Source organism: Methylopila jiangsuensis, from assembly GCF_027922305.1.
Classification (GTDB): Bacteria; Pseudomonadota; Alphaproteobacteria; order Rhizobiales; family Methylopilaceae; genus Methylopila; species Methylopila jiangsuensis.
In genome coordinates this window covers 307,063-324,331 of sequence record NZ_BSFK01000010.1, presented here as the reverse complement: position 1 = coordinate 324,331, position 17,269 = coordinate 307,063, and the positions used below count along the sequence as shown (strand labels likewise).

At 72.6% G+C, this 17,269-nt stretch carries 16 protein-coding genes; 7 read left to right on the top strand and 9 right to left on the bottom strand.

The genetic code is table 11. The features are described from left to right. The first annotated feature begins 176 nt into the window (after nucleotides 1-176). Nucleotides 177-1,694 carry an outer membrane beta-barrel protein gene (locus PKE85_RS11200; RefSeq protein WP_271204820.1) on the top strand — a complete coding sequence of 506 codons (1,518 nt, stop codon included), beginning with the start codon at nucleotides 177-179 and terminating at the stop codon, nucleotides 1,692-1,694. A 103-nt stretch (nucleotides 1,695-1,797) separates the two neighbouring features. Here the strand turns inward: PKE85_RS11200 and PKE85_RS11195 are convergent, their stop codons facing one another. Continuing rightward, nucleotides 1,798-2,130, bottom strand: coding sequence for a hypothetical protein (locus PKE85_RS11195; protein ID WP_271204819.1), 333 nt, complete (start codon nucleotides 2,128-2,130; stop codon nucleotides 1,798-1,800). Nucleotides 2,131-2,231: 101 nt separating this feature from the next. Beyond that, nucleotides 2,232-3,065: a MipA/OmpV family protein gene (locus tag PKE85_RS11190; RefSeq protein ID WP_271204818.1), complete on the bottom strand. Its 834-nt coding sequence runs from the start codon at nucleotides 3,063-3,065 to the stop codon at nucleotides 2,232-2,234. Nucleotides 3,066-3,327: 262 nt separating this feature from the next. Here PKE85_RS11190 and PKE85_RS11185 point away from each other — a divergent pair, with 262 nt between their 5' ends. Further along, nucleotides 3,328-4,167 carry a DeoR/GlpR family DNA-binding transcription regulator gene (locus tag PKE85_RS11185; RefSeq protein ID WP_271204817.1) on the top strand — a complete coding sequence of 280 codons (840 nt, stop codon included), beginning with the start codon at nucleotides 3,328-3,330 and terminating at the stop codon, nucleotides 4,165-4,167. On the opposite strand, the gene PKE85_RS11180 is transcribed toward PKE85_RS11185, so the two are convergent. Beyond that, a complete protein-coding gene (locus PKE85_RS11180) occupies nucleotides 4,122-4,658 on the bottom strand; it encodes a flavin reductase (RefSeq protein WP_271204816.1) in 537 nt (178 codons plus the stop codon). The two genes, PKE85_RS11185 and PKE85_RS11180, sit on opposite strands and share 46 nt — an antisense overlap. Nucleotides 4,659-4,832: 174 nt before the next feature. Here PKE85_RS11180 and PKE85_RS11175 point away from each other — a divergent pair, with 174 nt between their 5' ends. Beyond that, the gene (locus PKE85_RS11175; RefSeq protein WP_271204815.1) at nucleotides 4,833-5,069 is read left to right on the top strand and encodes an Lrp/AsnC ligand binding domain-containing protein; all 237 of its coding nucleotides are present in this window, start codon (nucleotides 4,833-4,835) and stop codon (nucleotides 5,067-5,069) included. A gap of 16 nt (nucleotides 5,070-5,085) precedes the next feature. On the opposite strand, the gene PKE85_RS11170 is transcribed toward PKE85_RS11175, so the two are convergent. Both PKE85_RS11170 and PKE85_RS11165 read right to left on the bottom strand, forming a co-directional pair. Further along, complete coding sequence (locus PKE85_RS11170; protein ID WP_271204814.1) at nucleotides 5,086-5,952, bottom strand: TIGR01459 family HAD-type hydrolase; 867 nt, start codon at nucleotides 5,950-5,952, stop codon at nucleotides 5,086-5,088. A 31-nt stretch (nucleotides 5,953-5,983) separates the two neighbouring features. Next, nucleotides 5,984-7,477, bottom strand: a complete 1,494-nt coding sequence (locus tag PKE85_RS11165) for an EAL domain-containing protein (RefSeq protein ID WP_271204813.1) — start codon at nucleotides 7,475-7,477, stop codon at nucleotides 5,984-5,986. A gap of 185 nt (nucleotides 7,478-7,662) precedes the next feature. Here PKE85_RS11165 and PKE85_RS11160 point away from each other — a divergent pair, with 185 nt between their 5' ends. From PKE85_RS11160 to PKE85_RS11150, 3 genes are all read left to right on the top strand, one after another. Next, complete coding sequence (locus PKE85_RS11160) at nucleotides 7,663-7,875, top strand: heavy-metal-associated domain-containing protein (protein WP_271204812.1); 213 nt, start codon at nucleotides 7,663-7,665, stop codon at nucleotides 7,873-7,875. Nucleotides 7,876-7,990: 115 nt separating this feature from the next. After that, nucleotides 7,991-9,382: a sigma-54-dependent transcriptional regulator gene (locus PKE85_RS11155; protein WP_271204811.1), complete on the top strand. Its 1,392-nt coding sequence runs from the start codon at nucleotides 7,991-7,993 to the stop codon at nucleotides 9,380-9,382. A 74-nt stretch (nucleotides 9,383-9,456) separates the two neighbouring features. Next, a complete protein-coding gene (locus tag PKE85_RS11150; RefSeq protein ID WP_271204810.1) occupies nucleotides 9,457-10,581 on the top strand; it encodes a TIGR03364 family FAD-dependent oxidoreductase in 1,125 nt (374 codons plus the stop codon). Nucleotides 10,582-10,598: 17 nt separating this feature from the next. Here PKE85_RS11150 and PKE85_RS11145 read toward each other — a convergent pair whose 3' ends face one another. Both PKE85_RS11145 and PKE85_RS11140 read right to left on the bottom strand, forming a co-directional pair. Next, a complete protein-coding gene (locus PKE85_RS11145; RefSeq protein ID WP_271204809.1) occupies nucleotides 10,599-12,287 on the bottom strand; it encodes a pilus assembly protein TadG-related protein in 1,689 nt (562 codons plus the stop codon). 1 nt (nucleotide 12,288) lies between these two features. Beyond that, on the bottom strand, nucleotides 12,289-12,720 hold the full coding sequence (locus tag PKE85_RS11140; protein ID WP_271204808.1) for a TadE/TadG family type IV pilus assembly protein: 432 nt from the start codon (nucleotides 12,718-12,720) through the stop codon (nucleotides 12,289-12,291). Between the two features lie 291 nt (nucleotides 12,721-13,011). On the opposite strand from PKE85_RS11140, the gene hisS reads away from it, so the two are divergent. Next, nucleotides 13,012-14,493, top strand: coding sequence for a histidine--tRNA ligase (gene hisS, locus PKE85_RS11135; protein WP_271204807.1), 1,482 nt, complete (start codon nucleotides 13,012-13,014; stop codon nucleotides 14,491-14,493). A 28-nt stretch (nucleotides 14,494-14,521) separates the two neighbouring features. Here hisS and PKE85_RS11130 read toward each other — a convergent pair whose 3' ends face one another. Further along, nucleotides 14,522-15,973 (bottom strand): metal-dependent hydrolase family protein, encoded by a 1,452-nt coding sequence (locus PKE85_RS11130; protein WP_271204806.1) that lies wholly within the window; start codon nucleotides 15,971-15,973, stop codon nucleotides 14,522-14,524. Between the two features lie 106 nt (nucleotides 15,974-16,079). Beyond that, nucleotides 16,080-17,087: a tRNA lysidine(34) synthetase TilS gene (gene tilS / locus PKE85_RS11125; protein WP_271204805.1), complete on the bottom strand. Its 1,008-nt coding sequence runs from the start codon at nucleotides 17,085-17,087 to the stop codon at nucleotides 16,080-16,082. Nucleotides 17,088-17,269: the final 182 nt, after the last annotated feature.

Below are 17,269 nucleotides of genomic sequence, written 5' to 3'. Positions count from 1 at the left end.
AAGGGCGCCGCGGGGGCGCTTGGGCCGCAAGCTCTACCACCCCCGCCACGACGCCGCCAAGTCTTGGAACAAGACCAAAGAAGACCGGCGCCGCAAGGCTTCGTTAACCACGTCCGGCCCATGGTCGTTAACCATGACGGTCGCCCGTTTCCCTGCGGCCGCTCCACAGGGACGCCATGACGCTACGCCGCGCGCTCAGCGCCGTCACGCTCGCCGCCGTCGCCGCGGCCACGCCGGCGCGCGCCCAGACGCTCGAGCCGGGCGACACGGGACTGCGCGGCTCGCTCGGAGCGGCCGCGCCCCGGTCGTCGACGCCTGCGCCCCGGAGCGCCGCCGGCGCGGCGGACGAATCGCTGGAACGGCTGGACGCCGGAACCCTGTCCGGCGGCGATTACGGCGGCCAGGACGGCCAGCCGCTCGCCGGCGGCGACTATGGCGGCGCCACGCGGCCCGCCGCCCCGGCCGGCGTCGCCGCCATCGACATCGGCGATCCGCTTGCGCGCGACCAGGGCCTGCGCCCCGGCTCCGCCGGCCTCAGGCCCCGCCCCCGCCCGCCGGAGGACGACCCCTACGCCGCGCCCGGCGTGCGCGCCGGCTCGTTCACGCTGCGCCCCACCGTCGAGGCCGCCACCGGCTACGACGACAACCCCGACCGCCGCAACCAGGGCGGCAAGGGCTCGGGCTACTACCGCCTGCGCGGCGACATCGAGGCGGTGTCGGAGTGGAGCCGCCACGAGCTGCGCGGCTCGGTCTCCGGCCAGATCCGGCGCTATCTCGACCTCGAGGATCCCGGCTACGAGCCGGACCTGAACGCCGTGCTGAAGGGCCGGATCGACGTGACCGAGCGCACGCAGGTGATCTCGGAGCTGCGCACCTCCATCACCACCTCGCGGCCCGGCGACGCCGACGCCCTCACCGACGTCCAAGGCGACCAGATCGAACGCTCCCACGGGGCGACGCTCGGGATCGCCCACCGCATCAACCGGCTGAGCCTCGAGGCCACGGGGCTCGTGGACCGCTACCTGTTCGACGACGCCACCCTCGTCAGCGGCGAGCCGGTGGACAACGCGGCGCGCAACTACACCGCCTATGAGGCGCGCTTCCGCGCGGCCTACGAGCTGTCGCCGAACCTCCAGCCCTTCGCCGACCTGTCGCTCGTGACCCGCGACTTCGACCGGAACGACGGCGTGACGCGCGGCTCCGACGCCATCGCGCTCCGGGGCGGCGCCACGTTCGAGGCGAGCCGCGTGCTCACCGGCGAGGTCGCGCTCGGCTACGGCCGCCAGACGCCCAAGGACAGCGGCCAGAAGCCGGTGGACGCGCTGCTGTTCGACGGCTCGCTGGCCTGGAGCGCCACCGCGCTCACCACGGTGCGCCTCACCGCCAAGAGCTCGCTCTACGAGACCACCTCCACCGACGCCTCCGCGCTGCTGACGCGGCGCGTCGGCGTCTCGGTGGAGCACGCGCTGCGCCGACACTGGACGGTGACCGCGCGGACCGACTTCGAGAAACGCGCCTATCGCGGCATCGGCCGCGTGGACGACGTCACCGTGCTGGCGCTCGAAACCGAGTACCGGCTGAACCGCACGACGGCCCTGTTCGGCAGCTTCGAGCACGACCGGCTCGACAGCAACGTCGCGGGCGGCGACTACACCGCCTCGATCATCGAATTCGGACTGCGCGTCCGCCAGTGAGGCGGCCCCGGAGCCTGCCCGGCCCTTGCGGAAGAGCGCGGCTGGAACTCCCGTCGTGCCCGCGCCTTCGCTCGGGCATGGCGGCGAGCGGTGGCGATGGGGTTCAGGCCGTGACCGACAGCAGCCGGCCGGTTCGCTCCTCTTGCCCCCCGACGCCACGGGCGGCGTAGGCCTCGGCCGCCGGAAATCCTTGCGCGTTGGCGATGCGCTCGGCGGCGTTGCGCGCCTCCCGCAAGGCGGACGAGGCGTCGGCCGGCGTGACCGGAGGCGCGCCCTTGGATGCGGCGACGCGCACCGACAGAGCGGCGGCGGGATCGGTCGCGCCCACCGCCGCCAGAACCGCCGCCTGACTGACGGAGTCAGTGCGCTCCCGATAGGCGGCGTCGAGTTCGAGCGGCGGGCGGCTCGCGCCCACCGCGGACACGGGGGTCACCATGGCGAGCCCTCCTTCTCACGGCGGATGAAGGAGGAAGCCTGCCCGGCACGTCCGAAAAGGACGTGACGAATTCCGTTAAACTCTTAACGGAATTCGCTTTTTCACCAGTTGAAGTCGAAGGTGTAGGCGACGCCGAGACCGACGGTGAACTGGTCCTTGGACTTCAGGCGGCGCACGATCGGGCTGTCGGCGGCGTCGCCCACCAGACGGTTGTAGGCGCCGAAGGCCGTGGTGCTCCAGTTCGGCGTCCAGTCGTAGGTGACGGCCGCCGCCGCGCCCACCGACTTGATTCCGCCGTCGGCCTTGTAGCGGGACAGCCGGCCGTTGCGGAGCGCGTCGCGGGTGGTGACGCCGAAATACTCGTTCATGAAATCGCTGTCGCCGAGCGACAGGCGCGGACCGGCCGAGACCGTGAAGGCGCCGAACCGCTCGATCCAGTCGGCCGCGATGTCGCCCACGAAGCCGTCATGGCCGCCGACGCCGTGGCGCAGCTCGCCGCGGATGCGGGTGTTGGTGGTGGGGTAGAACTCCACGAACACGCCCGGCTCCACCGCCCAGTCCACGTCGTGCACGCCGCGGATGCGACGCTCGTCGCTGCTGTCGCGCTTGGACTTGATGCGGGCCACCGGGCCGATCTGGAACATGGCGCTGTCGAACAGCGCGAAGCCGAAGCCGTCGTCCGGCGCGCCGAACTTCCACGGCTGGCCCGGACGGCGGATGCTGAGGCCCGGATAGCCGGTGACCGAATAGTCGCGGGCGCCTTCGAACTCCGGCCCGACGACGCCGGTGGCCTTCAGCGTCACGCGCCAGTCGGGCTGCACGCCGTCGGAGGGGGCGACCACGGTGGTCTCCACGTCCAGCGGCGCGTCGGCGGCGAAAGCAGGGGCGGCGGCCGCGGCGAGAGCGGCGAACGAGACGGCGAGCACTCGGATCATCAGGTTCGTTTCCATGACGGTGGTGAGGCGCGTCACGCAAGCGCGCCGTCGGTCGTAGGGTATTGATAGGACGTTATGGTCGTCTGTTCAGCCCGAAAGCCTTCAAAATTGACGGCCGTGGCGCCAGGGACACGCTTCCGCGAGGCGCCGGACGATCACAACCAACCGCGCTTTTTTGAAACTTTCTCGAAGGGGGGGATTGCGGGACCGTTTCCGCATGTCATCCTTCGGCAAAACGATTAAAAAATAGCGGGAGGGGACGATGGAGCGGCTAAATCCGCGCCAGCAGGAGATCGTGACGCTGGCGCGCGCGTCCGGTCGGGTCGGGGTCGAGGAGCTGGCGGCGCGCTTTGCGGTGACGCCGCAGACCATACGCAAGGACCTGAACGAGCTGTGCGACCGCCGCCTGCTCGCGCGGGTCCATGGCGGCGCCACCGTGTCCTCGGGGATCGAGAACGTGGGCTACGAGGCCCGGCGCTTCATCGCGCAGGAGGAGAAGCGGGCGATCGGCGAAGCCGCCGCGCGGCTCATCCCCAACGGCGCCTCGCTGTTCATCAACATCGGCACCACCACCGAGGAGGTGGCGCGGGCGCTGGACGGGCACGAGGGGCTGCTCGTCATCACCAACAACCTTAACGTCGCCACCCTGCTCTACCGCCATCCCCGCATCGAGGTGATCGTGGCGGGCGGGCCGGTCAGGCGCGCGGACGCCGGCATCGTCGGGCCGCCGGCGGTGGAGCTGATCCGCCAGTTCAAGGTGGACTACGCCGTGATCGGCGTCTCGGCCATCGACCAGGAGGGCGCGCTGCTGGACTACGACTACCGCGAGGCGGTGGTGAGCCAGGCCATCATCGACAACTCCCGCGAAGTGGTTCTGGTGGCCGACCGGCTGAAGTTCGACCGCTCCGCGCCGGTGCGCATCGGCAGGCTGTCGGACATCGACGTCTTCGTCACCGACCGCATGGATTCGCCCACCCTCACGACGCTGTGCCGAAGCCACGAGGTGCAGGTGATCGAGGCGCTGGGGGACGGCCAGCTTCCCGGCGCGCCGCCGCCTCAGGAGCTGGACGGCGTCTCCGCGCGGCTCGCCGCCGCCAGATAGCCGCGGCTGCGGTAAATGAGGCCCGGCGCGCCCGCATCCCCGGCCCGCACGGCCTCCAGCCGCAGCAGCACGATCAGGTGGGACCCGACAGGCCTCGCCTCCATGACCCGGCCGTCGAACACGGCCACCGCGCCACGCAGCGCCGGCGCGCCTGTGACAAGGCGGTCCCAGTCGCCGACGTCGAATCGCCCGTCCGGCGCCCCGCCGGAGGAGCGCGCGAAGGCCTCCGCCACCGGCTGATGGGCGGCGGCGAGCGCGCTGACCGCGGCGACGCCGTTCTCCTTCACCCGCGCGGCGATGGAGCTCGCCCGGTTCAGGCACACGAGGACGGTGGGCGGATCGTCGGTGACGCTCGCCACCGCCGTCGCGGTCGCGCCGTGCCGGCCCGCCGGCCCGTCGGTCGCGACCACGTGGACGGCCATGGGCACCCCGGCCATGGCCTGCCGGAAGGCGGCGCCGTCCAGACCGGGCAGGATCACGGAAGCGGTCACGCGTCAGAACTCCATCGCCGCCCGGCGGCGCGGACGCCGCGGGACACATGCGCCCCTTCGGCTGAAGCGGCGGCCTCTCATAGCCGCATATGACGCCGCCGTCAGCGCGGCGTTGCGGGCGCCTGTCCCGCGCGCCTATGGTCGCGGCTCCATCCGCCGGAGCGGTAAGCGTCCATGCAGACCTTCTACGTCCAGATCAAATGCCAGCTCGGCCGCACCTACGAGACCGCGCAGCACCTCGCCGACCTCGAGCTGCATTCGGAGATCTACTCCACCGCGGGCGACTACGACCTGATCGTGAAGTACCACGTGGAGGACGGCGTGGACGTGGGCCATTTCGTCAGCCAGCACGTCCAGACCGCGCCCGGCGTGCGCGACACCTACACCCTGATCACCTACAAGGCGTTCTGAGCGCCGGCGGCGGCGCTCACCACACGAGCTGGGGCGACACCGCGACCGGGTGCAGGCCGTGGGCCGCGAACAGGGCCGCGAGCTTCTCCGGGTCCGGCGCGCCGCGGCCCAGCTCCTCGGCGTGGATGCCGTCGGCCACGAACAGGCAGTCGACCCCGAAGTTCACCGCGCCGGCGAGATCGGTGCGCACCGCGTCGCCGATGGCGATGACGCGGCCGCGCTCCACATGGCGGCCGAGGACGTCGGTGGCGAGCGACAGGGCCGCGTCGTAGACCGGGGCGTAGGGCTTGCCGGCGTAATGGGTCTCGCCGCCCATGTCGCGGTACATGTCGGCGATGGAGCCGGCGCACCACAGCAGCGTGTCGCCGATCTGAACCACCAGGTCGGGATTGGCGCAGATCATCGGCGCGCCGCGCTCCTTCAGCGCTTCGAGCCGCGCGCGGTAATCCTCCGGAACCTCGCGGGAATCGTCCACCAGCCCCGTCACCACCACGATCGGCGCCTCGTCCGGGCCGACGAGCTCCAGCGTCTCGTCGTCGAACAGCGGCAGGTCGCGCTCCGGCCCGATGTGATGCACGCGGGTCAGCCCGCGCTCGGCCAGCATGTGCCGGGTGACGTCGCCGGAGGTCACCACCGCGTCCCAGGCGCTGCGGGGCACGCCGTAGCCGTCGAGATGGGAGATCACCCAGTCGGAGGCGCGGGGGGCGTTGGAGACCAGCACCACCGCGCCGCCCTGGGCGCGGAACCGCGTCAGCGCGTCGGCCGCGGCGGCGTGGGCCGTCAGCCCGTCATGGAGCACGCCCCAGACGTCGCAGAGCACGACGTCATAGGCGGAGGCGAGCGGCGCGAAGCGGGCGAATACGGGCGAAGAGTCGTCGGACATGGGCTCCGGCTAAGGCTCCGCCGCGCGCCCGTCAACCGCGCACGACGAGCGGCCGGGGCGCGAAGCGGCGCGACGCCTCGTCCGAGCGCCCGCCGTCGCCGGCGTCGTCCCGCACCGGACGCGGAACGCCGAACAGGTGGCCCGACGCGGCCTTGACGTCATGGTCCAGAAGTTCGGGGACGATGCGCTCGTCCTCCACATGCGTCACGATCAGGTCGACGCCGTGGCGCGCCAGAAGGTTGGCGAGGTCGGACGGGTGGATGGCCAGCCCGCGGGCCGCATCGGAGGCGAGCAGCGTGGAGGCGGCGATCTTCACGAAGCGCACGCCGCGCCGCTCCAGATCGCGCGGATCGAGCCTGAGGTCGGTCACATGGTCGATGGAGAAGCGCACGCCGCGCTCGCTCAGCGCCTTGCGCGCCTCGCGCTCCGCCAGCGCCAGCCCGTCGAAGGCCTCCTGCTTCAGTTCGAGCGTGACGGCGCGGGCGAGGTCCGGATTGGCGTCGATCCGCTCCACGAACTCGGACAGCGCCCGGTCGTCGCCCAGCGTCTGGGGCGCGACGTTGATGAACAGGCCGATGTTGCGGCCGCTCGCCTGCAGGCGCTCCGCCACCCGCAGGCCGCGCATCACCGCGCGGCGGTCGATCTCCGGCAGATGGCCTTCGGCGGCCGCCACGTCGAGGAACTCCTCCGGCAGCGCGATGCCGTCCGGCTCCCTGAGCCGCGACAGCCCCTCGTAATGGGTCACGCGCCGGTTCGGCAGCGACACCACCGGCTGGAGGAAGAAGTCGACCCGGTCGTCGCGCAGCGCGAGCTCCACGCGGGCGGCCACGCCGCGATCCACCTGCACCGCAGGCGCGACCGGTTCGGGCTCGGCCGCATCCAGCGGGTCGAACGCCTCCGGGGCCTGCTGCTTCTCGGTGGACGTCCGCGTCTCGGCCACCTGCGCCAGACGCTGGGCGGCGCGGCGTTCGCGACGGCGGCGGCGCTCCTGCGCATCGCCGTCGGCCTCGACGGACTCCCCCTCGGGCCCGCTCGTCTGGGCCTGCGGATCGGACGGCGTCGGGTCGGCGGGCGCAGGCGGCGGCGCGCTCTCCTGGGGCGCGCCGGCGGCGGCGCGCGAGGCCGACACGGCCATGCCTCCCGCCGGCGCCGCGTCCAGCCGATCCTGCAACGCCGAGAGCGTCGCCTCGTGGCTCGCCAGCTCCTTGGCGAGCGACGTCACCAGCTGCCCGAGCGCCGAAATCTCATCCACCAGCGGCCGGGCGGCGGCCCGGCTGCGCTCCAGCACCGCGGCGTCGAGGGTCGACAGCCGGACGTCGAGGGTCTCCACCCGGCTCTGGAGGTGGGTCGCCAGACCGTCCAGATCGTCGAGCCGCGCCTCGTCCGCCCCCGGCGGACGCAGCAGCGTGACATGCGCGACCGTCATGAGGGCGAGCGTCGCCACCGCCGCGAGCGTGCTTTCAGCCGCGCCGAGACCAAGGCCGAAGGCGGCGATGACGCCGACGCAGACGGCCGTGACCGCCATCGCCGCAGCAATGAAAAGACCAGCGGGCTTAAGCATTTTTTCGAAATTCCGTGGGAGCCGTGCGATGAATCATCACTGATTCGCGACTCTCCGGCCAAGCGCTGTTATCGACCGCGGACTCGCAAAAACGTTAAAAAGGTGTCAGCCGAGTCTTTTCGGACTCACACCGCCCCGAGGAGACGAAAATGGCGACCATCGTTCTGGATGTGAACGGCATGACCTGCGACGGCTGCGTCAAAGCCGTGCAGAAGGCCATCGCCGCGAAAGACCCCAACGCCGTGGTCGTCGTGAACCGGATCGTCGGCCGCGTGGCCGTGGACGGCAAGCTGACGCTCGACGAGGCGGCGGAGGCCATCCGCGGCGCGGGCTACGAAGCCCAGGCCGCCGTCACGGGCTGAAGACCGGGCTTAAGGCCCCGGCGCAAAGCCCCCGCTCATCATTCGTTTACCCTGTTCGGCCACTTTCTCTCCCCAAGGCCGCGCGACGCGGCGGCGGCGGGGAGAGACGGGGTCGATGGCGCATTCGCAGACGGCAGGCACGGGCGCCGCGCCCCTTTCGCGCGCGACCGTGCTCCTCGTCGACGATGACCCCGCCTCGCTCCGGGTCGCGACGGTCGCCGTCGCCACCGCCAACGGCGAAGTGGTGGCCGCGCTGGCGCCTGCGGCGGCCGGGGCCGGGCGCCGGGCCGACTTCGCGGTGATCGACATTCCGGACCCGCGCGCGCTCGCGCTGGTGGAGCGCTTCGTCGCCGCCGGCGTCACCGTCATCGCCACCAGCGGCGCGGGCTCGGTGGGGCTCGCGGTCGAGGCCATGCGCCGCGGCGCGGTGGACTTCGTGCTGAAGCCCTTCACGCCGGACACCTTCGCCCGCAGGCTCCGGCCCCGTTTCGCCGAACGCCCCGTCCCGCGAGACGCGCCGGCTCCCTTCACGCCAGAAACGGACGCCCCGGACGCCACGTTCGGCGGCTTCGTGGGCGGCTCCGGCGCCATGCGCGCGGTCTACGACCAGATCGCCCGCATCGCCCCCTCGAAGGCGCCCGTCTTCGTCACCGGCGAAAGCGGCGCCGGCAAGGAGCTGTGCGCCGAAGCGCTGCACGCCCGCTCGCCCCGCGCGCGCGGGCCGTTCGTGGCCCTGAACTGCGGCGCCATCCCCCGCGAACTGATGGAAAGCGAAATCTTCGGCCATGTGCGCGGGGCCTTCACCGGCGCCGCGGAGGACCGGGCCGGCGCGGCGGAGGCGGCCTCCGGCGGCACGCTGTTCCTGGACGAGATCGGCGAGATGGAGCTGGCGCTGCAGGCCAAGCTGCTGCGCTTCCTGCAGACCGGCGAGTTCCGCCGCGTGGGCGACACCCGCGCCCGCCGCGCCGACATCCGCATCGTCTGCGCCACCCACCGCGACCCGTTCGCGGAGGTGGCCGCCGGCCGGTTCCGGCAGGACCTGTTCTACCGCCTGCATGTGCTGCCCATCCGCCTGCCGCCGCTCCGGGAGCGGGGCGAGGACGTGATCCTGCTGGCGGAAGCCTTCCTCGCCCGCTTCGCGGCGGAGGAAGGCCGCGCCTTCACCCGCTTCGCGCCCGAGGTTCTGGAGCGCTTCCGCGCCTACGGCTGGCCCGGCAACGTGCGCGAGCTGCAGAACGTGATCCGCCGCTCGGTCGTGCTGGACGACGGCGAGGCGGTGACGCTCGACATGCTGCCGCCCGAGCTGACGCGGACGCGGGGCGCCGCGACCTCCGCCGCGGCGGAGGCCGACGTGGAGCCGTTCCACGTGCAGGAGCGCCGCATCATCGAATCCGCCATCGCGGCGTTCGGCGGCAATCTCGCCCGCGCCGCTGCGGCGCTGGAGATCAGCCCCTCCACGATCTACCGCAAGCGCGAGCGCTGGATCGCGGACGGCGTCGCGGCCTGAGCTTCGACGCCCCCTGTTGACGTGACGGCGCCGATGGCGCCAGCGTCCGCGCCGTCAACAGGTCACGCGCTCCCATGTCCGAACCCTTCGATCTCGCCGTCGTCGGCGGCGGCCTTCTCGGCCTCGCGCATGCGCTCGCCGCGGCGCGGAGCGGCCGCCGCGTCGTGGTGATCGACCGCGACGCCCGCGCCAACGGCGCCTCGGTGCGCATGCCGGGCGTGATCGGCGTCACCGGCCATCCGGCGGGCGCCGCCTGGCGGCGCGCCATGCGCTCCCGCGACCTCTGGCTGGAGGTCGCGGCCCAGGCCGGCGTGCGGGTGGAGCACGAGGGCCTCGCCATCGTCGCCCGACGCCCGGAAGCGGCGGCGCTCGCCGAGGCGTTCCTCGCCACCGACATGGGCGCGGACTGCGCGCTCTATGGCGAAGGCGACGCGCATGCCCTGTTCCCCCAGTTCAAGGGCGAGATCGCGGGCGTGTTCTGGAGCCCGCACGAGCTGCGGGTGGAGGCGCGCACCGCCTCCGCCCGGATCGCGGCCTGGCTCGCGGAGGCGCACGACGTGGCGTTCCAGTGGGAGACCGCCGTCTCCGCGATCGAGGGGACGCGGCTGGCCACCTCCCGCGGCGTGGTGGAGGCGGCGGCGACCGTGGTCTGCGCCGGCGACGACTTCCGCAGCCTGTTCGGCGAACGGCTCGCCGGCGCCAACCTCGCCCGCGCCAAGTCGCACATGATGCGCGTGCGCTATGACGAGGGCTTCGAGCTGCCGGGCGCCGTGGCGAGCGATCTCAGCCTGATCCGGCTTCCGGGCTTCGCGGAGCTGGCCGAGAGCGAAGCGCTGGCCGCCCGCCTCGCCGCCGAGCAGCCGGAGCATCTGGCGCAGGGGGTGACGCTGGTGGTCGCCCAGTCCGCGGACGATTCGCTGGTGGTGGGCGCGAGCCGCCAGATCGAGGCGACGCCCGACCCCTACCAGATCCAGGCGATCGACGACCTGATCCTCGACGAGCTGGCTGCGGTGTTCGGCAAGCGCCCGAAGCACGTCCTGTCCCGCTGGACCGGAACCTACGCCTACTCCGCAGACAGGGCGCTGGTCATCGACGCGCCGGCGCCGAACATCCGGGTGGTGGTGGCCGCCTCCGGCGCAGGCGCGAGCTCCGCCTTCGCGGTCGGCGAGGAGACGATCGCGGAGCTGTTCGGCCGCTGAACCCCCAGCTCCGCCGATCAGCCGACCAGCGCCGCGCCGTCGCAGCGCACGCCGCGCACGCCCACATCCGCCTCGCCGATCTTCACGCCCAGCAGCGTCAGCAGCGCGCCCACCACCGGATCGAGCAGCGCGCCCACCGGCGCCAGCACGGGTTTCAGCGCCGCGCCGAGCAGTTGCCCCAGTCCGAGATCGAGAACGCCGAGCAGCTTCACGTTCAGGGTGAGGTTCTGCGTCAGCGTGGAGAGCGACGTCTGCAGCGCGTCCTGCGTGCTCGCGGATTTCAGGGTCTGCGCCTTGATCTCGGCGGCCGTGAAGGTGAGCGACGTGGCGTTCACGTTGGCGGCCGCCACATAGGCGCTCGCGGTGGCGGTCGCGAGCAGCAGATTGACGCTCGCCGGCTCCATCACAGGCGGGCGCGACGGATCGTTCCACAGCGACAGGCTGGCGGGCTTGCCGACCCAGAGCTGCGCCACGGCCGGCCGCACCTTCACCGTCACGCGGGCGTCCTTCGCCGGCTGCGCTCCACAGCTTATGGCGTCGAGCTTCGCCTCGGCCGCCGCGAGGTCGATCGCCAGCGGCAGCTCGACCAGCGCCAGACCTCCGGTGAGCGACTTCAGCAACGGAGAGGAGCCGATTTCGGCGACGATCCGCAGCCGGGTCTGCGCCGTGCGCACGATCGCCCCCTCCTGGCCAAGAGCGAGCCAGGGGGACCCCTGCGGCCGCTCTCCGATGACGAGCGAGGCCTTCACGCTTGCGAGCGCCGGAATCTGCAGGCCGAGATCGAGGTCGAGCTGGCGCTTTCCGTTGGCGGTCTCAAGCGTCGCCATCAGCAGGTCGAAGGCCGAGACCGCGGCGCTGACCGCCGAGCCGGCGCGGCCGATCCCGGCCTGCGCGTAAGGCCCCACGCCCACCACGTCGCCCACCCGCAGGCCGCCCGCGGCCGTCAGCTGCGCCGCGATCTGGCCGAGGGCCGCCCTCGCCTGCGCGCCGCCCTGCGACACGTCCGCGATCGCGGACACCACCTGCCCGACGCCCGCTCTGGCGTTCAGGAGGCTGTCGTAGGAGCCGGCGGTCAGGTGAAGCCGCGTCGCCAGCGCGTCGAGAAACGGCAGCGCCTCGACCTTGGCGGCGGCGAGCGCGTCGTAGTCCATGACGCTGAGCGAAACGCCGCCGCCGGTCAGCGCGGACAGAAGCGCGTTCGCCACGCCCCCGTTCAGGGAGGCGAGCCTCGAGCCCACGAAGAACGAGGCGAGCTGGGTGTTGGCCGCCGCGCCCTCGACGCCCACCTCCACCGCGTCGCGCCCGAGAAGCGCCTTGCCGAACACCAGCGGCGAATCCACCTGCAGCGCCACCCGCGCCGCGTTGAACGGCGTGGCGTTGGGCGCGAAGCGCTGCGACGCCGGGACGGCGGGGTCGGGCGTGTAGCGGCCAAGCGTCAGCACGAAGCGCTTCGGGGTCGAGACGCCGTTGTCCGCCATGGTGGCGCGCGCCGCGCGTTCGGCGTTGGCGAGATCGTTGGCGGCGGCGATGGCCGCAAGGTCCGCCACCCCCTGCAGCCGCCGCCGCTCCCCGTAGAGGCTCGCCAGATCGACGCCCAGCGCGAGGCAGCCTAGGGCGCAGAAGCCGAACAGCGCGGTCATGATGGCGACCGAGCCGCGCTCGTCCCGCCTCAGCCGGGACAGACCGAGCCAGGCCGGCGCGCGCATCTCAGTAGCCTCCCCGGCGGATCGCCGCCGACCGCGCGATCGTCTTGGTGGGTGTGGGCGCGAGCCCGTCCAGCGTCCACAGCGCGAGGCCTTCGGCGTCGTAGGTGACGACGACTTCGAACGTGTTGGCGTTCGACGGCGCGGGCCGCGCCGCCACCGAGACCCGCGCCGGGTCGATCAGGACATACTGGTTCGCGCTCGCCGCCACATGCGCCCGGGCGAGCTGTTCGCGCTCGGCGTCCGAAAGCCCGCCGATGGAGGCCCGCACCGCGTCCGCCGCGAGCTGCTGCACGCTGTGGGCGAGGCCGAAATACACGCCATAAGTGAGAAGCCCGGCGAGCATCGTCACCAGAACCGGCGCGACGATCGCGAATTCGACGGCGGCCGACGCCGCGCTGTCTTTCGTAAACCTCCGCCAAGGAAGACGTCGCATGGAGCCCCTCCCGGAGCGGCTGTTCGCTTCGCGACTTCCGCCGTCTTAAAGACCGCTCCCCGTCCTGAGCTTCAGATCAAATTCTTTCGTCCACCTTGCTTGAGACAGGTTACCGGTAACTGATATCGCAACCTGAGCCTGCGAGACCGCGTTGAATTCTACACCCATGCATCAAGGATACGTTGATCCGAAATACAGGATGCCAGACGCCACGCGCCGCCTTGTTTGCCGTTCCGGCCCGGCTGCGCTAGGGAGCGCCTGACCGTAGCCCATGGACCGCCGCAAAGCCCGATGACCTCCCGCCGCACCGACCTCGCCACGCCCCGAACGCCGCGCGGCTTCGCCGATCGCCACGGGCCGGAGCTCGCCGCCACCCGCGCCATGGCCGAGCGCATCCGCGCCACCTATGAGCTGTGGGGCTTCGAGGAGATCGAGACGCCGTTCCTCGAATACACCGAGGCGCTGGGCAAGTTCCTGCCGGACCAGGACCGGCCGAACGCCGGCGTGTTCTCGCTCAAGGACGACGACGACCAGTGGCTGTCGCTGCGCTACGACCTGACGGCGCCGCTGGCGCGCCACGTGGCGGAGAACGTCCAGAAGCTGCCCAAGCCCTATCGCAGCTACCGCTTCGGCCCCGTGTTCCGCAACGAGAAGCCCGGCCCCGGCCGCTTCCGCCAGTTCCTGCAGTTCGACGCCGACATCGTGGGCGCGCCCTCGGTCTCCGCCGACGCCGAGATGTGCATGATGATGGCCGACGCGCTGGAGGCGGTGGGCGTCAGGCGCGGCGACTATGTGATCAAGGTCAACAACCGCAAGATCCTCGACGGCGTGATGGAGGCCATCGGCCTCGGCGGCGACGACAACGCGGGGCGCCGCCTCACCGTGCTGCGCGCCATCGACAAGCTGGACCGGCTGGGCGTCGAGGGCGTGCGCGCGCTGCTGGGGGCCGGCCGCAAGGACGAGAGCGGCGACTTCACCAAGGGCGCAGGGCTGGATGAAGCCGGCGCGGAGCGGGTGCTGTCCATCCTGAAGGCCAAGACCGCCGGGAACCTCGAAACCGCGCGCGCGCTGTTCGACGAGTTCGGCTCCACCGCGACCGGCCAGGACGGCGCCCGCGAACTGTCGGCCATCGCCACGCTCGTGGAGCAGGCGGGCTACGCGGACCGCGTCTCCGTCGACCCCTCCGTGGTTCGCGGGCTCGAATACTACACCGGCCCGGTGTTCGAGGCGGAACTCACCTTCGAGATCGCGGACGAGAACGGCCAGCCGATCCGCTTCGGCTCGGTGGGCGGCGGCGGGCGCTACGACGGGCTGGTGGGCCGCTTCCTGCCCGAGAACGTGCCGGCGACCGGCTTCTCCATCGGCGTCTCCCGCCTGCAGGCGGCGCTGACCGCGCTGAAGGGCGCGGACGCCCCGGCGGCGTTCGGCCCGGTGGTGGTGCTGGTGCTCGACCGCGACCGCATCGGCGACTCGATGGCGCTCGCGGCGCGCCTGCGCGCCGAGGGCGTGGCGGCCGAGGTCTATCTCGGCGCGTCGGGCATGAAGGCGCAGATGAAATACGCCGACCGCCGCAAGGCGCCGCTCGTGGTCATCCAGGGCTCGGACGAGCGCGAGAAGGGCGAGGTCACGCTCAAAGACCTGATCGAGGGCGCCAAGGCCGCCGCCGCCATCGCCGACCGCTCGGAATGGACCGAGAGCCGCCCGGCGCAGGTGACCGTGCCCGAGGCGCGGCTGGTGGAGGACGTGAAGGCCATTCTCGCCCGCCACGCCTGAGCGGGCGGGCCGGCGCTCAAGGCGCGGATCACGCGGCGAGCGTGTTCTTGTGCACGCGCCCGTCCTTCAGGATGAGCTTCAGCGTCCGGTCCGGGTCGCCGATCAGCGCGATGTCCTGAAGCGGATCGCCGTCGAACAGCAGCAGGTCCGCATAGGCGCCCGGCGCGATGCGGCCGAGCGGGCCGGGATAGGGGTTGCGCGGGCCGGACAGGCCCGCGAGCTCCGCGTTGCCGCTGGTGAGCGCGCGCAGCGTCTCCGCCGCCCCGAGCCAGCGGGCGAACTTGGCGAGCTGCCGCCCCTGCGAGGCCGTGCCCGTGGGGCTGAACAGGATGTCGGTGCCGAGCGCCATCTTCACCTGACGCCTGCGCCCGAGTTCGATCGCGCGCGCCGTGCCCTCCGCGATCTCCGCCTGCTGCCGCCGCTGCAGCGGCGAGGCGTAGACGTTGGCGTCCTCGTCGTTGAGGAAGGGCTGGATGCTCCACCACGCGCCCGCCTCCGCCATGCGCGCCACCGCGTCCTCGTCGGCGAGCTGGCCGTGCTCGATGGAGCGCACGCCCGCCGCCAGCGCGCGCCGGACGCCGGCGGCGGTGTAGGTGTGGACGCAGACATAGGTTCCCCAGTCCGACGCCGCCGCCACCGCCGCCTTCATCTCCGCCTCGGTGAACTGGAGCGCGTCGATCGGGTCGTAATCGGAGGCGACGCCGCCGCCGCCCATGATCTTGATCTGGCTCGCGCCGAGCAGCAGCTGCTCGCGCACCCGGCGCAGCACCTCGGCCTCGCCGTCGGCGATCGCGGAAATGCCCGCCCGTTCCGCGAGGCTGAGGTCGCTCTGCGCCGTGCGCGGCAGATCGGAGCGCATGCGGAAGTCGCCATGGCCGGAGGTCTGGGAGAGCATGGCTCCCGAAGGGTAGATGCGCGGGCCCGCGATGCGCCCCTCGTCGATGGCGCGCTTCAGCGCGAAGGACGGGCCGCCCACGTCGCGCACGGTGGTGAAGCCGCGCAGCACGGTGCGCTCGGCCTCCTGCGCCGCCACCAGATGCACGTAAGGAATGTCCGCCGTGATCGCCGCCAGCTTCGGAATGGCGGCGAGGATCGAATGCCAGTGCGCGTCGATCAGGCCGGGCGTCAGCACCCGGCCGCCGCCGTCGATCACCTCGGCGTCGGCCACCGTCTCCGCGGCGGCGACGAAGGCCTTGATCCGCGCGCCCTCCACCAGAACGCCCTGACCCTCGATCAGCTTCGGCGCCACGCCGTCGAACACCCGCACGTTCCGGATCAGGATCGGCTTCGGCGCAGCCTCTGCGAAGGCCGGGCTGACGCGGCCGAGCGAAGGCGCCGCGAGGCTCGCCGCCACGCCCTTCAGCACCGCGCGCCGCGACAGTCCGCTGTCGATGCGCGCGCACAGCCGCCGCGCCGGCGCGCTGTGGCAGGCGCAGCTCGCGCCATGGCCGAAGCCGGCCCCGCCCAATCGAAGCGCCATGATCGCATCTCCCCCGTCGCGGCGCCCGTGCTGAACGGCGGGCGGCGCGGCGCGGATCATCCTATGTCTCGAACCCGCTCCGCAACAGCGGCGCGGACGGCGGCGCTCAGCCCCCGCGCGGGCGGCGGGGCGGAGCGGGCGCGATGTCCACCGCTCCGTTCCGCCACGCGATCCGGACGCCGGCGAGCGTGGCGGCGCCCGCCGGCTCGTCCGCGATCCGGTCGTGCAGCCGCTCCAGCCTGTCGAGACGGACGGGCGCGTCGCCCGCGACCGCCGCGACCGCCCGCCCGAGCAGGCGCAGGCGCAGCTCCGCCGGCAGCGCGGCCGCGCCGGCGTCGAGCGCCGCCCGTTCCTCCCCAAGCGTCAGATGCGCGGCCGCGGCCGCGTCCACGGCCGCCTCCGCCGCCTCGTCGAGGCGCGCCATGCGCGCCGCGAGCAGGCCGAGGCGCTCCGCCGTCAGCCCTTCCGCTTCCAGCACGGCGCGGGCGGCCCGCAGCCGGGCGCGCAGGAAGGCGGGATCGGCGTTCATGGGGTCCTCCGCCCATGTCATCCCGCGCGCCTGAAGCGCCGCGATCAGGCGGCGGCGGGGAACCGACAGCAGGGGCCGCGCATGGACCAGCCCGCCCTCCCGCCGACGATGCGGGCGCATGGCGGCGAGGCCCGCAGGCCCGCTGCCGGCGGCGAGCCGCATCAGCACGGTCTCGGCCTGGTCGTCCAGCGTATGGGCGGTGGCGAGCCCGTCGGCGCCGATCGCCGCCGCATGGGCCTCCAGCGCAGCGTAGCGCGCGGCCCGCGCCCGCTCCTCGAGCCGGGCGCCGGCCTCGATCCGGCCGTCAAGCGCGGCGTGGGGCAGGCCGAGCCGCGCGCTGAGCGCGGCCACCCTCCCCGCCTCGTCCGCCGCTTCCGGCCGCAGGCCCTGGTCCACGGTGGCGACCGAAAGCCTAACGCCGCCCCGCGCCTGCGCCCATTGGGCGGCGAGCGCCAGCATGGCGGTGGAGTCCGCGCCCCCGGACACGGCGAGCAGGATATGGGCGAGGCCGGCGAAGGCGGCGTCGAACAGGGCTGCGGTTTCGGCCGGGGTGGGAGCGGAGTCCGAAACGGCGATCTCCGTCATCACGCGCCCTCGTTCTTCACGACCATCAGCCGAATGAACCGCCTGGAGCCTGTTTGGAAACGGACGCAGCGCGCGATCCAGGGCTCCGTCATGCCCGCGCCTTCCGCGCGGGCATCCACGATTTTCACGCCGTGGCGGCTTCATGGTTCAAATCGTGGATACCCGGCTGCGCCGGGCATGAC

What these genes read in the sequence shown, in the direction of transcription:
- PKE85_RS11165 (WP_271204813.1), bottom strand. Translation starts at nt 7,477, where the DNA reads ATGGCGGTCACGGCCGTCTGCGTCGGCGTCATCGCCGCCTTCGGCCTT.
- PKE85_RS11150 (WP_271204810.1), top strand. Translation starts at nt 9,457, where the DNA reads ATGTCCGAACCCTTCGATCTCGCCGTCGTCGGCGGCGGCCTTCTCGGC.
- PKE85_RS11185 (WP_271204817.1), top strand. Translation starts at nt 3,328, where the DNA reads ATGGAGCGGCTAAATCCGCGCCAGCAGGAGATCGTGACGCTGGCGCGC.
- tilS (WP_271204805.1), bottom strand. Translation starts at nt 17,087, where the DNA reads ATGACGGAGATCGCCGTTTCGGACTCCGCTCCCACCCCGGCCGAAACC.
- PKE85_RS11145 (WP_271204809.1), bottom strand. Translation starts at nt 12,287, where the DNA reads ATGCGCGCGCCGGCCTGGCTCGGTCTGTCCCGGCTGAGGCGGGACGAG.
- PKE85_RS11160 (WP_271204812.1), top strand. Translation starts at nt 7,663, where the DNA reads ATGGCGACCATCGTTCTGGATGTGAACGGCATGACCTGCGACGGCTGC.
- PKE85_RS11130 (WP_271204806.1), bottom strand. Translation starts at nt 15,973, where the DNA reads ATGGCGCTTCGATTGGGCGGGGCCGGCTTCGGCCATGGCGCGAGCTGC.
- PKE85_RS11190 (WP_271204818.1), bottom strand. Translation starts at nt 3,065, where the DNA reads ATGATCCGAGTGCTCGCCGTCTCGTTCGCCGCTCTCGCCGCGGCCGCC.
- PKE85_RS11200 (WP_271204820.1), top strand. Translation starts at nt 177, where the DNA reads ATGACGCTACGCCGCGCGCTCAGCGCCGTCACGCTCGCCGCCGTCGCC.
- hisS (WP_271204807.1), top strand. Translation starts at nt 13,012, where the DNA reads ATGACCTCCCGCCGCACCGACCTCGCCACGCCCCGAACGCCGCGCGGC.
- PKE85_RS11195 (WP_271204819.1), bottom strand. Translation starts at nt 2,130, where the DNA reads ATGGTGACCCCCGTGTCCGCGGTGGGCGCGAGCCGCCCGCCGCTCGAA.
- PKE85_RS11140 (WP_271204808.1), bottom strand. Translation starts at nt 12,720, where the DNA reads ATGCGACGTCTTCCTTGGCGGAGGTTTACGAAAGACAGCGCGGCGTCG.
- PKE85_RS11175 (WP_271204815.1), top strand. Translation starts at nt 4,833, where the DNA reads ATGCAGACCTTCTACGTCCAGATCAAATGCCAGCTCGGCCGCACCTAC.
- PKE85_RS11155 (WP_271204811.1), top strand. Translation starts at nt 7,991, where the DNA reads ATGGCGCATTCGCAGACGGCAGGCACGGGCGCCGCGCCCCTTTCGCGC.
- PKE85_RS11170 (WP_271204814.1), bottom strand. Translation starts at nt 5,952, where the DNA reads ATGTCCGACGACTCTTCGCCCGTATTCGCCCGCTTCGCGCCGCTCGCC.